This is a genomic window from Bacteroides neonati, from assembly GCF_000499785.1.
GTDB lineage: Bacteria > Bacteroidota > Bacteroidia > Bacteroidales > Bacteroidaceae > Bacteroides > Bacteroides neonati.
This window is the reverse complement of record NZ_HG726029.1, coordinates 84,676-100,132: the sequence shown is the minus strand read 5'-3', so window position 1 is coordinate 100,132 and position 15,457 is coordinate 84,676. Positions and strand designations below refer to the sequence as shown.

Below are 15,457 nucleotides of genomic sequence, written 5' to 3'. Positions count from 1 at the left end.
CAAAACTCTTAATTTACAACAGAACAAATGTATGAAGAAGCTTAGTTTATTTTTATTGCTGTTTGCTTTCACCGGCGCACAAGCACAAAACATCGTTCAAAGTTTGGAACGCAACGTTCCCGGACAAGGCAAGGTGACCATTCATCAGGATGAACGCATTGCTGCACTGCTAGGTACCGAACGTCCTGCTACCGGCGAACAGACAGTTATCAAATCTGCTGGCTATCGGATACAAGCCTACGCAGGCAATAACACACGTATTGCTAAAAACAATGCTTATCAAGTTGCCTCACGTATTAAAGAGACCTTTCCCGAGTTACCTATCTACACCTCTTTTGTTCCTCCCCGTTGGCTCTGTCGGGTAGGCGATTTTCGTAGTATCGAAGAGGCCGATGCCATGATGCGTAAGCTAAAAGCGACCGGTATGTTCAAGGAAGTTTCTATTGTAAAAGAGCAAATAAATATCCCTTTATAAGAAAGCCATGTTGGAAAAAGAAGAAATTGTCTCTCCTGCTTTGGAAGAGCTCATGCATCATTATCAAAGTATTATTACCTTATTGGGCGAAGATGCTTCCAGAGAAGGATTGTTGAAAACTCCCGAGCGCGTAGCCAAAGCCATGTTGAGCTTGACGAAAGGCTACCGGATGGATCCTCACGAAGTGCTCCGTTCGGCTAAGTTCAAAGAAGAATACAGCCAGATGGTTATCGTGAAAGACATCGACTTCTTCTCACTCTGCGAGCACCATATGCTTCCATTTTATGGAACGGTTCATGTGGCTTATATCCCCAACGGTTACATCACCGGGCTTAGCAAAATAGCTCGTGTAGTCGATATCTTCTCTCATCGTTTGCAGGTGCAAGAGCGTATGACGCTGCAAATAAAGGAATGCATCCAGCAAACTCTCAATCCGCTGGGCGTAATGGTGGTGGTCGAAGCTAAGCACATGTGCATGCAGATGCGCGGTGTGGAGAAACAAAACTCGATTACTACTACATCCGACTTTACCGGTGCATTCAATCAAGCCAAAACCCGCGAAGAGTTTATGAATCTCATTCGTCATGCCTAACCCCAAAGAGGGGGGAATTGGAAGACATCTGTCCGCTGTATAAGATGGTAATGTAAATTCCTTTCTTTGTAGAAGCAAAACATAGATTATCTATCTATCAACAGTACGTATTTAACAGTGTGTTAATTAGTATATTTATACACCATTAAATACGTATTCTTTTATCAATAAAGTACGTACTCTTGCAATGATCTTTGAATGAGTGATTTATGATTCCGTTAGATCACTTTCTCTTTCCTATTTGCCTTGTTGGCTGACAATATTTTTCTTTAGTAGCATTAATATCTCGATATCTTTCTCTCTGATTTTTCCTTCCCGGTTGGGTGGGCAGTTCAAAATAAGAATATTGTCGTTACGAGTGGCTATTCGGTACAGCTCGGTCAATTCGTCAACGCTTTTATAAACCGTATCGGTGGTGTTGAAGAACCAGCGTTGACTGATGCATACGGTCGACTCCCATGGCATATAATATTGTTTACCATCGTGTACGAAGAGCTTAGGGTCGTTCTCGGCAGGTAGATAAGGATCGCCCAGCCTGAAATCGCTTGGGAAATAGCGAATGGGATAGCCCTCTTTCTGTTGAGTGGGTAGTACAGGGTGCTGATCGGGATTGCCGGGTACTCCAATGCTCCAGTTGATACCGATCTGGCACTCAGGCTCCCGGGATTTGATTGTTTGATAGATCTCGTTCACAGGCCAGCGTTCGTTCTCCTTCGTCCAACCTCCGTCGAACCAAAACTCAACGAGCGGAACATGCTTTCTCGTTATGTCCATCAACTCTTCTAACTGTCGAATCATATAGGTGTTGTACGCTACATCTTGTGCCGTATCTTTTACGTTGCCATTGACTTTTCTGTCCCATAACGAATAGTATAGTCCCAACCCGATTCCATATTTTCGACAGGCTTTCGCCACAGCTTCCACCACATTGGTTTTGTTGCCCGAGTTGGCCACATCGTAATCGGTATACTTGCTATCCCACAAGCAAAATCCGTCGTGGTGTTTGGTGATTAGAATGATGTATCTCATACCTGCGTCTTTCGCTGTTTTTATCCATTGATCGGCATCAACATCTGTGGGGATGTATGAAGATGCGGGTTTGGAGCCATCGGTCCATTCTTGGTCATGAAAAGTATTGATTCCGAAGTGGATGAACATTCCGTATTTCCGCTCAATCTGCTTTCGTTGTGTTTTGCTTGGTTGTGTAGACGATACCGGAAGGATGGGTTGCTTAAGTGATCTGCATCCTACTGCCATGAATACTACAAGAGCTATAAGAAGTAACTTCTTCATGTTTTTCCTTTTGTTATAAGTGATAAAATTAATGCTTCAAAAATAGCCGATTTTCTTCAAAGTTTTTTATGCAGAACCGTCCAATACTTTGCTAAATCCGATCATAAGTAAGCATTGCAAACCTTTATAACGGATTTTGCAAAGTATTTCTCTTATTTGGGAAATTATGGAAGTTAGGAATCTGTTATATTTGTACCATGAAAAGAAAAGCTACTTTATTGATTATTTGTTGCCTTTTTATGATCGGTTGTCATACGTATGATTCCTGCCCGGTTACACCTACGCGAAGTGATTTGACCTTTTCCGGATTGGCCCGAAGCTGGGATGAAGGGGTACCGTTGGGCAATGCAACCGTAGGCGTATTGGTTTGGAAGCGAGATTCGTCTTTGCGATTCTCGTTGGATAGAACCGATCTGTGGGATTTGCGTCCGGTGAATGGCTTTTCGGGCGAGGATTATCGTTTTGCCTGGGTAAAAGAACAGATACGGAAGAAAGATTATCTTCCGGTGCAGAAGAAGTTGGACTGGCCTTATGATCGTGATCCCGCACCGTCTAAAATTCCGGGTGCCTCTATTGAATTTTCGCTCTCTAAGATCGGCAGCCCTTCGGAAGTAAAGCTCTACCTATACAATGCATTGTGCCAAGCTACGTGGAGGGATGGCACACAGATGCAAACATTTGTTCATGCAACCGAGCCGGTTGGGTGGTTCGTTTTTAAAAACCTCAAGGCAGACGTCGCACCGTCTATAATCACACCCATATACAACAAGACCAAAGAGGATGGCAGTACAGACCCGGTTTCGGGGCAGGATTTACATCGCCTCGGATACGATCAGGGAAAGGTGAGCCGTGAGGGAAACCAGATCATATACCGGCAGAAGGGTTTTGGCGATTTCTTTTACGAGGTAGTGGTGCGTTGGGAGCGAAAAGGAACTACCCTTTACGGCACTTGGAGTGTCACCTCTTCGAGCTCGGTCGATAAGGCTGCGGACGAAGTGCAAGAGGCGATGAAACGCGGATTGAAAAATGACTATCACGCCCATACCGACTACTGGAATCACTATTGGGCACAATCATCGATCCTTTTGCCCGATTCTATCTTGCAGAAACAGTATGAGAATGAAATGTATAAATTCGCTTCGGCTACTCGCGAAAACTCATCGCCCATATCGCTTCAGGCTGTGTGGACTGCCGACAATGGAAAGCTTCCGCCTTGGAAGGGTGATTATCATCACGACCTGAATACACAGCTTAGCTACTGGCCTACATACATCGGCAATCATTTGACGGAAGGGATGGGCTACCTGAACACCTTGTGGAATCAACGCGATACCTACAAGCGTTACACCCGGCAGTACTTTGAAACGGATGGAATGAATGTGCCCGGTGTAGCATCGCTCAATGGAGAACCCATGGGTGGATGGATTCAATACGCCATGTCGCAAACTGTCGGAGCTTGGCTGGCACAGCATTTTTATTTGCATTGGAAATATTCTGCCGACCGCACCTTTCTCAAAGAGCGTGCTTATCCTTTTCTTAAAGAGGTGGCTGTTTATATGGAGCAAAATTCGATTGTCGATGCAAAGGGAGTCCGGAAGTTGGAGTTTAGTTCGAGTCCGGAGATTTTCGACAACTCCTTGCAGGCTTGGTTCCAGACTATGACAAACTATGACCTGTCACTGATGCATTTTCTTTTTCAGGCAACCTCCGAATTGGCAGCAGAACTCAACCTGAAGGAGGAATCGGCACATTGGGATGCGATAAAGAGACAGTTGCCCGACCTGAATGTGGACAAAGAGGGGAGCCTGACTTTTGCCGAAGGTTACCCTTATCATGCTTCGCATCGTCATTTTTCTCATGCGATGGCTATCCATCCGTTGGGATTGATTGATTGGAGCGATGGAGAAGAATCGCAACGTATTATTTGCGCCACGTTGAAGAAACTCGAAGATTACGGTCCCGATTACTGGACTGGATACTCGTATAGTTGGTTTGCCAATATGAAGGCACGTGCTTTCGATGGCGAAGGGGCTGCCGAGGCTTTGCGCACATTTGCCCAATGTTTCTGCCTGAAGAATACATTCCACGTCAATGGAGATCAGTCGGGAACCGGAAAGTCAAAATTCACCTACCGTCCGTTCACGTTAGAGGGCAACTTTGCCTTTGCATCGGGCGTGCAGGAGATGCTTTTGCAGAGTCATACGGGAGTCATTCATGTTTTCCCTGCCATACCCCGGAGTTGGAAGAATGTCTCATTCGAAAACCTTCGTGCCATGGGGGCTTTCCTCATCTCGGCAGAAAAGAGAGACGGGGAGTTGGTTCGGTTGCGAATTCTCTCAGAAAAAGGAGGAACGTTGAAGATCGCCTTGCCTCAAGATGTTTTAGAGAAGGTTAAGCTCCATCCGAACTATGTTGTTGAGGGGCATCAATTATTGATAGAAACAACCCCCGGTCAAACAATTGATTTGATGGCTAAGTGATCGGTTCTCTTTTTTGAGCCTCGTTGATTTGCTGCATCTTCCTGTATTCTCTGGGTGAGCATTGCACTGTTTTGGTAAAAAGACGCGAGAATTGCGCCGGATTGTAAATGCCTACCTGTTCTCCTATCTCCGTTATGCTTTTGCGCGAGGTAAGCAGCAAAGCTTGTGCCCGCTCAATACGTTTCATCTGAATATATTCGCAAGGAGGTATGCCGATTACTCTTTTGAATATTTTCGAGAAGTGATCGGGTGTGATGCACATCAATCCCGATAGTTCTAAAATAGAAATATGCTGGTCGAGATTCTTGTTGATGTGTTGTATCACAATATCCAGCCGTTCGTATGAGTTGCCCGATGTGGTTCGTTTCATGCTCTCTTCGGTGACGAAGCGCGAAAATAGTTGTAGCAAAATGCCGTTGCTTTCGATGATTTGCGAGTAAGGGGAGGAGCTGGTTCTTGTCTTTGTGTATACAATTTTTTCATTATCGTACTGTTGCGGATCGACTGCCGTTAATGATTTATGAGGATTTAGATCCATATAACGTTGTATCAGTTCCATGTCGATAGATGTGGCCGGCAACTGTAAATTCAGGGTCGAAGGATTAAGGATGGAACTTCCTCCTGTCAGATCGTCGAACAAGCAGATGTAATAGTGAGACATAAAATCATCACATTCATAGCTGTGAAAGGTGAATTTAGGTATTAAGAATAACTGATTGGCAGATAATTCATAGCACTTGTTGTTGAGATACACCTTGGCATGACCATCTTTAATATAGTATAGACGGTAAAAAGGACTTATGATGTTTTGAAAGTTCCACCAACTTTCTACGCGTGTATAACCAGCAAAGAGCATGGATAAAGAGAGGTTGCACGATGTATTGAGCATGGTATTAGAGATATATGCATATAATACCGTTAAAAGTACATCTTTTTTCTGGTAAATATCGGATTTTGTATGTTTTTTGCCTATTTTAGATAACTTTTAGGGAGGCAACTGACACCCTATTGAAATCCCCAGCACTTTATTATACACTGGTCGCTTCATCTAACTTATGGCTGAACTGCTTACCTCATGATTTGTCATCTGAACTTAGACCAAATAAATGGGTACTTACCCCCTTTTTGTCTCCCTTTCTTTGGTGTATTAAACTTTTTAACTACTTTTGTTTTAGTAAAAACTTTTTGGCTACTTTTGAAATAACTGTTTAGCCGTCTATACTAAGAAAAGCATGAATAATCTGAAACAGGTGCTGATCGCTTTATTTATTCTTTTGTCTCAAACGGTGTCTGCTGAATATTTTAAACATATTGGTAGAGCAGACGGATTATCGCAGCTCTCCATAATGTCTATTTATCAGGATAAACTCGGGCGTATGTGGTTTGGGACGAGAGAGGGCATCTGCATATATGATGGCAATGACATCAATACTTATAAGGCCTATGCTAATAATTATTATAAGCATCATGAAAAAGCAATTATAGGCAATGAAGTTTATGCAATTCAAGGTAATACTATAGGAGATGTATTTTTTATAGCAGATAAAGCTTTGTCGAAATATGACATAAGAAAGGAGACGTTTCACAAAGTAACCAATCGCAATACATTTGCTCTGACTGCCTATGAAGGAAATATTTGGTGTGTGGTTTCTGATTCGCTCTTTAGTTATAATGAGCAAACAGATCGTTTGGATTTCCTATTGAAAACGAACTTGAAAGGGATCAATTGGTTGACTGTTTCGGAAAGTAATTTTTACATAGGATCTAAGCAAGGGCTTCATCAGATAGACCGGAGAAGTCATAAAAAGAAGTGTATCATTCCGAATGTCGAAGTTTATCGAATATTTGAGAGCTCCCAGCGAGAGCTGTGGATAGGATGCCGTATGGATGGCTTATATCGGGTGAACCCCAAAGGAGAAGTAAGTAAAGTTCCTTATACACCGGGGGCTTCGCGAGGTATCGCAAGTAATCAGATACGCGAGTTTGCTGAAGATAAGTTTCATAATATTTGGTTTGGTACATTCGACGGATTGCAAAAGTATACGTTTAGCACCGGAGAATATTCGCTTATCAAACTCCATAAAAGCATGGGAGGGTTGGAGCATCCTTCTATTTTTTCCTTATATAAAGATTTGCAAGGAACAATTTGGATTGGATCTTATTATGGAGGTGTCAACTATTTCAATCCGGGTAATGAGCTTTTTTCGCGCTATAGCTACGAGCTGAGTGCAGATAAAAGCTTATATTATTCGTATATTGGTGGAATGGCCGAAGATAAAAGGTGCAATCTTTGGATATGTACTGATGGAGGTGGTTTAAGTTGTATGAATCGTGATACCCATACGTTCACTAATTTTAAATCCGGTGGAAAGAATACATTACCGCATAACAATGTCAAGAGTATTTGTTATGATAGCAAGCGAGACTATTTGTATATAGGAACTTATTTAGGAGGACTTTCTCGCTATGATATAAAGAAAAAAACTTTTTATAATTATCTGGAGACTCAAAGAAAGAATAAGGATTGTCCTGACAATATTATTTTTCAGGTATTATTTTGGCAGGATCGTTTATATATCGCAGCTCGTAACGGTATGTTTGTGCTGGATCCTGATACGAACGAGTTTCAGCGTATTCCTGCCTCGGTGGAGTATTGCCAAAGTTTCGATATTGATGAGGATGGCTTTATTTGGCTGACTTCTTGGAATACAATCATCGGTTTCAACCTTCGTACTTCCAAAGAGGTATCTGTAATCGACTTAGAACAATCCGGTTGTCATTTTGCCATCTCGAAAGTAAAAAGTACTCAAAAAGGTGTGTACGTGGGTACATTGGGAGCAGGGGTCTTTTATTATGATAAGATGGCTAAGACTGTAACTAATTATTCCTTGGGGAAAGGGCAACTATTGAGTGATTATTGCTATAATCTGGTAGAATTGAGAAATGGTAATGTGTTAATTACGGGAGACAAAGGTGTTACCTTATTTTCGCCGACGAATCATACTTTCCGTTCCATCGGACTGTCTTCCGGATTTCCGGCTCCTGCTATTATCAATGGTTGTGGCGCATTAGTTGCAGCCAATGATGAGATATTTATAGGTGATGTAGAAGGAATCACTTCCTTTCGGGAAGAAGATCTGAAAGAATTTAACGAAAATCGCACCTTTTATTTCTCTCAATTATCAGTAAATAATCAGGAAATATATCCGGGAGATGAAAGCGGTATCCTCAACGTTTCTCTTCCCTTTGTGAAGGAGCTGAACTTGAAGTATGACCATAACAACTTGATTATTTCTTTTGCTCTTTCTAACTATGTTGATATATTGCAGAATAATCAGTATGAGTATAAACTCGAGGGATTTAATACGCAATGGGTACCTACAAAGCAGATGAGCTTGCATTATACAAATCTTGATCCTGGAAACTATACTTTACGTATACGTGCCAAAGGAAACAGCTTAAATTTGAAAAATGAAGAAATATCACTTCAAATTAATATTTCGGCTCCTTGGTATAATACAGTATGGGCTTGGGGTATTTATTTGCTAATTATAGGGTTGTGTGCAGTTTATTACCTCCGAAGTCAAACGGCTAAAAGGATATTGGCTCTTTCACTGGAAAAAGAGAAGTTCGAGAAACAGCAAATAGAGCAACTGAACCAAGCCAAATTACTCTTTTTTACCAATGTAAGTCATGAATTCCGTACACCGCTTACTCTTATTATCAGTCATATCGAGTTGATTCTGCAGAATAGTTCCATTCCAACTGTGCTTTACAATAATGTGCTAAAAATAAACAAGCACGCCCGGCAAATGCGAAATTTAGTTTCTGAGTTGCTTGATTTTCGTAAATTTGAGCAGGATCATGTTGTGTTGAACCTTTCTCGATATAATGTGGTGGATTTTCTTCGTGAGATTTACCTCTCTTTCTTGGATTATGCACAGCAGCGCGGCATTGATTATCAATTCACTTGTCACTTACAACATATCGATTGTTGGTTCGATGCTCAACAAATGGAGAAAGTCTTTTTCAACCTCTTGTCCAATGCATTCAAATATACGCCTGATAACGGAACAATTGAGATTATTGTTACTGCAACTGATGATATTTGTATTGAATTGAAAGACAATGGAGCAGGGATAGAAGCGGCCGATATTGAACATGTTTTTGATCACTTCTATCAAGCAGGTAATGAACTAAAAACTGCCGAAAAGGGTTTGGGAACCGGTATTGGTTTGGCATTAACTAAGAGTATTATAGAAAAACATCATAGTCAAATTACTGTTGAAAGCCGAGTCGGAGTGGGAAGTATATTCACCATTTATCTGAAAAGAGGTAAGGAGCATTTTAGAGAGGACAGTGATGTGAGATTTGTAGATGAAGAGGATATTAATTATTTGATTCCCGACTCATTGCCGATGGAGAGCGAACAACAAGAAGAATCACGATCAGTAAACTCTCTGGAAGCCGCCTATACGTTATTGATTGTCGAAGATAACGAAGATTTGCTAAACGTGTTGAAACAGCTGTTTACATCGTTTTATCAGGTTTTGGTGGCTCGAAACGGAAAAGAAGGTTTGGAAATAGCCATGAACGAAAAAATAGATCTGATTATTAGTGATGTGATGATGCCGGAGATGACCGGAACAGAAATGTGCTTGCAAATTAAGAATAATATCGATCTTTGTCATATTCCCATTATATTGCTTACAGCTCTTAATACAACAGAGCAGAACATTGAAGGTTTGAACCGTGGGGCTGATGATTACATCACAAAGCCTTTCAATGCCAAGATATTGCTGTCGCGTTGCACTAATTTAATTAGAAACCGACTACTGATTCAGCATCAGTTTACTCGGCAACCATTGTCGGAGATAGACTTGACGACTATCAATCCGTTGGATAAGAGTTTACTGAAGAAGGCGACACAGATTATCGATGAAAACATTGACGATCCTGAATTTGATATACCCCTTCTTTGTCGGGAGCTAGGTATGGGGCGAACTGTGCTTTATGCAAAATTCAAAGCATTGACCGGTATGACTCCCAACAACTTTATCTTAAACCACAAATTGAAATGTGCAGCCGTGATGCTTCGCCAATTTCCTGATATGCCCATTGGTGAGATTGCCGACAGGCTAGGTTTCGGGTCGGCAGTTTATTTTAGTCGTTGTTTTAAAAAACAGTTTTATACCTCTCCTCAAAAATACAGGAAAGGTGAAGAGGAGTAACTGTATTTTAATTATATTTTCTTGTTATAATATATTGTTTAAATTGTCCGTGGATATGCAGTGATTGTCTGCGGACTATTTGTGCTAGCATTTCGGCAAATTTTAATACTAAGGTGTTCGCTATAAATACTTAATTTGACGTGGATTTTAAATTATTCACTAAATTTAGTACTGCGTATGAAAAAACACTTTATTAACATTCGCTTTCCCATTGAAGAGTTTTTCTCTTTGATTTACCTCTTTTTTTATTCTTATTACTTGCCGGTCCATAAAGACCCCAAAGTATCTCTTTTACTATTAAAAACAATGTATGTTAACTTTTAAAGCCGTATGAAAAAACGAATAAGCCCTATGAATCTATTTGGCAGAATGTGGCTGTTGGCTATTGTACTATCGGTTGGACAGATTGCTTTTGCAGATAATAAATCGAGCAAAAGTCAAGCACATCAATCAGTAACACAGCAAAAAAAGGTCGTCGAAGTCAGTGGAGTTGTTTCCGATGCTTCCGGACCCATTATTGGAGCCAGTATTATAATCAAAGGAGTAAATACAGGTGTAATTACCAATCTTGATGGTGAGTTTACACTCAAAGTTCCGATAGGAGCGACCTTGATTGTCTCTTATATAGGATATGAAAATAAAGAAATCCATTATAAGGGCGAGAAACAACTGAAGATTTCACTGGATGAGAATATACAACAATTAGAAGAGGTACAGGTGATTGCCTATGGTACCACGAAAAAGGTAACTATTACTGGCGCTATCTCTTCGATGAAGTCGGATGAAATAATGAAGTCGCCTGTAGGTAGCATAGCTAATGCCCTAAGTGGTAAGATTCCTGGATTGTCAAGTGTACAAACTAGTGGACAGCCTGGTGCTGACGATGCAAAGATCTATGTTCGTGGTGTGGGGTCATTGACCGAAGGGCTTTCATCCCCGTTAATGCTGGTTGATGGAGTGGAACGATCATTCTATCAATTAGACCCCAATGAAATAGAAGATATTACGGTGTTGAAAGATGCTTCGGCCACAGCTGTATTTGGAGTGCGTGGTGCCAATGGTGTTATTCTGGTTACCACTAAACGTGGAAAGGAAGGGAAAGCACAGATCAGTTTTTCGACTAGCATGGCGCTACAACTGCCTACTCGCATACCGGAGTTTGCAAATAGCTATGATTATGCTACGGCCTATAATAAGGCGCAGATGCATGATGGTGTAAAAGAGGAGAATTTCGTTTTTACTCCAACAATTTTGGAAGCTTTCCGTACGCATAGTGACCCATTACTCTATCCGGATACGGATTGGACGGACTTGCTGCTAAAGGAAACAGCTTGGCAGACACAACACAACTTGAATATATCTGGAGGCTCCAATCGTGTGAAGTATTTTGCTTCATTGGGTATTTATACACAGAGCGGTTTATTTGAAATGTATGATACCGGTGACTATAACAGTGGCTTTCAGTACAACCGTTATAACTATCGTGTCAACATGGATATTGACGTCACCAAAACAACGACTATGAGGCTTAATCTGGGTGGACGTTTGTCCGATAAGCGCGAACCAAATTATAATAATGGTACCTATACGAAAGTGGAGTTTTTATTCCGTGATATCTATTCTGCCGTTCCGTTTGGCGGACCGGGTATTGTAGATGGTAAATGGATTGGCTTGGACTCTAAAACTTTTGGTAAATTTGGTGAGGCTGCCGATGCCTTAGGCTCGTATTACGGGAAGGGATATAATACCTCATTGGGTAATGTGGTAAACTTTGATTTCGCTTTAGAACAGAAACTGGATTTTCTAACCAAAGGCTTAAAAGCTCACGTTAAGGGTGCTTACAATAGTGGTGCCACGGTGAGCAAGCGTAGAGAAGGACGTGCCAATGCTTATCAGGCTTTTCGAGGAGAAGATGGAGAAGTATTGCTAAGAAAGACACAAGATGCAACGACATTAGGATATACAGAGGGTTCGGGACAGTCTCGTGACTGGTATTTGGAGGCGGCATTCAATTATCAACGAAAATTTGGTGATCACAATATCTCGGCTCTCGGTATGTATAACCAATCGATGAAATATTACTATTCGGGCAATATCTTCCCAGGTATTCCTCGTGCCTATGTTGGCTTGGTAGGACGTGCTACGTATGACTATAAAACTCGTTATCTGCTCGATGTGAGCATTGGTTATAATGGCTCTGAGAATTTTGCTCCGGGCAGACGCTTTGGTACGTTCCCTGCCGGTTCTATCGGTTGGATTGCATCTGAAGAGAAGTTTATGCAGTCACTCAAGCCTTTTGTTAACTATTTAAAGCTACGTGCTTCGCTTGGTAAGGTTGGTAACGATCGTGTTTCCGATGAGTCTCGTTTTTTATTTTTACCGAACTCTTATAATATTTCAAGTGGTAATTATGATTTCGGTTCAAGTAATAAGTATCTATTGAATGGTGCCGTAGAGGCGAAGGTCGGTAACCCCGATGTCACTTGGGAGACAGCAACCAAGCAAAACTATGGTATTGATTTACACTTCTTCAACAGTCGCCTCAAAACTTCTTTTGATTATTTTGTTGAGCATCGCAAAGATATCTTGATCTCTCGTCAAATCAACCCAGGCTATCTTGCCATTAAGCTTCCTACCGTTAATATGGGTAAGGTAGATAATAAAGGTTTTGAAGTGACGCTTCGTTGGGAAGACAATATTCAAGAGTTGAGATATCATGTGGCAACCAATTGGGGATATGCTAAAAACAAAGTTATATTCAAAGATGAAGTCCCCAAACCGTATGAGTGGATGTATGAGACAGGACTTCCCGTCGGACAGCAATTTGGATATAATTTTGACGGATTCTTCACAGAGAAAGAGGCGGCAGATTACCCTAATCTGAAGGGTGAGGAAGGTGGTATACCTGATCATGGTGCTGGGTTTAAACCTGTAGCAGGCGATGTGAAATACAAGGACTTGAATGGTGATAAGAAGATTGACAATAACGATATCAGTGCCATTGGGCAACCCAAATACCCTTTGTTGAGTGGTAATATACAGTATGGTATCTCTTGGAAGGGACTAGATATCAGTATGACTTGGTCAGGTGCATTCCAAACATCTCGTTTGATTTCGGGTTTCTTTCGTAATCCATTTGGTGAAACAAACAAGAATTCATTATTACAATATATGATTGACGATGCTTGGACACCCGAAAAAGGAAACTCAGCCAAGGCTCCTGCCTTATCGCTAACAAGTAGTAAACCCAATAACTATCGGGATTCTGATTTATGGTTGCGTGATGCTTCTTATATCCGTCTGAAAAATATCGAAATGGGTTATTCCTTCTCCAAGGCGGTATTGAAGAAGCTCCATGTGGGCTCTTTGCGACTCTCTTTATCGGGATATAATCTATTGACTTTCGATAAGCTAAACTATTATGACCCCGAATCAAATGCCGATGGTGAAACTTATCCGTTAATTAAAGTTGTGAATTTCGGTTTGAAAGTAGGATTTTAATAAACATATCATTATGAATATCAAAAATAAAATTCAAGTTATATTAGTTTCTTTAGGGTTGCTGGCAATAGTGGCTTGTGAGGATTTGGCCTTCGGAGATAAGTTTTTACAGAAGCCTCCAAGCACAGATGTGACCATTGATACAGTGTATTCCACTGCTGAGTATGCCCGCCGTGTATTGTGGTATAGTTATGAGTATTTGCCTTATGGGCATGAGACTAGTGGTTATTGGACAACGATGTGGTTAGGCTGTATCGAAGGGCTGACAGACCTAAATCAAGACTATTTGGGCTATTCGGGTGTAAATAAGGTTTATTATGCAGGTAATTACAATGCCGGCTTGGAAGATGCCCGAAAATCTTTTATGGCAACCAAAATCCGTTTTCTCGAAGGAGAATCTCATATGTGGAGTGCTATTCGCCATGCTTGGTTGACAGTCGAAAACATAGATCGTGTGCCAGATATGGATGCAATTGAAAAGTCACGGTTAAAGGCAGAAGCGAAAATGATTGTGGCAATCTATTATGCACATATGTTACGTCATTACGGAGGATTACCCCTTATCCATAAAGCATTGGTAGCTACCGAAGAATTTCCTAAACGTGCTACGTTGCAGGAAACAGTCGATTTTACCATCGGATTATTGGACGAAGCCATTGCTTGTCCCGATTTCCCTTGGAGTATTCCTGAAGCTGAGGCTGCTAATTTGGGGGCTCGCATGACTAAGGCAGGTGCTATGGCTTTAAAGGCAAGAGTATTACTTTTTGTAGCCAGTCCTCTTTACAATAGCGATACGGCTTTCTATCCGGGTGCCGCTTCAGAGCAGAAAATGACTTGGTTTGGTAACTATGATCACAATCGTTGGAAAGCAGCAGTGGATGCTTGTGAAGCATTTTTTAAAGAAGTGAATGCGCAAGGACATTACAGGTTGGTGCAAACATCGGATGTGGACCCTCAAGAATATCGTCTGGCATTCCGTAAAGCTTATTTTGACCGCAATACACCCGAACTTTTGATTACTGTCAATCGAAATATTTATTTGGCCAACAATAATCAGTTTCCCGATCAAGCACGCCGCTGGGGAGCCATGTGTCCTACGAAAGAGTATTTTGACATGTTCCAAACGGCCGATGGTGATACTTTCGATTGGAATAATCCGGATCATGCAAAGAATCCATTTATCAACCGTGATCCTCGTTTATGCGAAACCTTTATTCTAGATGGCGATAACTACCAAGGAAGAAAGGTGCAAGTTACTCAAGAATATCCGGAAGATAAAAAGAATTATCCTGCTGGTAGCGACTGGGGACAAGGTCAATTATCGGTTAAAAGCTTATTGACAGGGCTTGCTGTGCGTAAGTGGGGTTTGGATCGTGGAGGCGAATATAAGGATAAGCCAATACAATGGCCACACTTACGAATGGCAGAACTTTACTTGACGTATGCTGAGGCGTTGAATGAATATCATCGTGGTCCCAATGCGTTGGCATATCAATATGTGGATGCTGTGCGAGCACGTGTAGGTCTGAATGGCTTGAAAAAAGGATTGAGTCAAGAGGAGTTTCGTGCTGCCTTGCTCCGCGAACGTGCTTGCGAGTTTGGATATGAAGAGGTTCGCTTCTTTGACTTAATTCGTTGGAAGATGAAAGAGAAGTTTACGACTCCCTTGCATGGTTTAAATATCTATAAGCATAAGGTAAACCAAACCTATATTTGTGAACCATTTAGTCTCGAAGGAGGAGCTGAAAGCCGTGCTTGGTGGAAACCGGGTGGCTTTGAAGAGAAATGGTATCTGAGTGCTTTCCCTCAAGCTGAAATAAATAAAGGTTATGGAATGGTGCAAAATCCCGGTTGGGAATAAGGGTTTCGAAACATAATAGATAAA

8 protein-coding genes are annotated in these 15,457 nt (G+C 41.4%); 6 read left to right on the top strand and 2 right to left on the bottom strand.

All coding sequences use genetic code 11. The features are described 5' to 3' along the window. The first annotated feature begins 31 nt into the window (after positions 1-31). Both TY03_RS20635 and folE read left to right on the top strand, forming a co-directional pair. Entirely contained in the window at positions 32-475 is a 444-nt protein-coding gene (locus tag TY03_RS20635; protein ID WP_042373482.1) for an SPOR domain-containing protein, read from the top strand. A gap of 7 nt (positions 476-482) precedes the next feature. After that, positions 483-1,067, top strand: coding sequence for a GTP cyclohydrolase I FolE (gene folE / locus TY03_RS20630; RefSeq protein WP_042373480.1), 585 nt, complete (start codon positions 483-485; stop codon positions 1,065-1,067). 237 nt (positions 1,068-1,304) lie between these two features. On the opposite strand, the gene TY03_RS20625 is transcribed toward folE, so the two are convergent. Beyond that, a complete protein-coding gene (locus TY03_RS20625; RefSeq protein WP_042373476.1) occupies positions 1,305-2,360 on the bottom strand; it encodes an alpha-L-fucosidase in 1,056 nt (351 codons plus the stop codon). A 197-nt stretch (positions 2,361-2,557) separates the two neighbouring features. Here TY03_RS20625 and TY03_RS20620 point away from each other — a divergent pair, with 197 nt between their 5' ends. Continuing rightward, positions 2,558-4,840 carry a glycosyl hydrolase family 95 catalytic domain-containing protein gene (locus TY03_RS20620; RefSeq protein ID WP_042373474.1) on the top strand — a complete coding sequence of 761 codons (2,283 nt, stop codon included), beginning with the start codon at positions 2,558-2,560 and terminating at the stop codon, positions 4,838-4,840. Here TY03_RS20620 and TY03_RS20615 read toward each other — a convergent pair. Next, positions 4,833-5,729: an AraC family transcriptional regulator gene (locus TY03_RS20615; protein WP_042373472.1), complete on the bottom strand. Its 897-nt coding sequence runs from the start codon at positions 5,727-5,729 to the stop codon at positions 4,833-4,835. The genes TY03_RS20620 and TY03_RS20615 overlap by 8 nt on opposite strands. Before the next feature lie 343 nt (positions 5,730-6,072). On the opposite strand from TY03_RS20615, the gene TY03_RS20610 reads away from it, so the two are divergent. The 3 genes from TY03_RS20610 (at position 6,073) to TY03_RS20600 (ending at position 15,433) form a co-directional block, all read left to right on the top strand. After that, entirely contained in the window at positions 6,073-10,071 is a 3,999-nt protein-coding gene (locus TY03_RS20610; RefSeq protein WP_052332584.1) for a hybrid sensor histidine kinase/response regulator transcription factor, read from the top strand. Between the two features lie 330 nt (positions 10,072-10,401). After that, positions 10,402-13,572 carry a SusC/RagA family TonB-linked outer membrane protein gene (locus tag TY03_RS20605; RefSeq protein WP_042373470.1) on the top strand — a complete coding sequence of 1,057 codons (3,171 nt, stop codon included), beginning with the start codon at positions 10,402-10,404 and terminating at the stop codon, positions 13,570-13,572. A 13-nt stretch (positions 13,573-13,585) separates the two neighbouring features. Then, on the top strand, positions 13,586-15,433 hold the full coding sequence (locus tag TY03_RS20600) for a RagB/SusD family nutrient uptake outer membrane protein (RefSeq protein ID WP_148335742.1): 1,848 nt from the start codon (positions 13,586-13,588) through the stop codon (positions 15,431-15,433). Positions 15,434-15,457 lie beyond the last annotated feature (24 nt).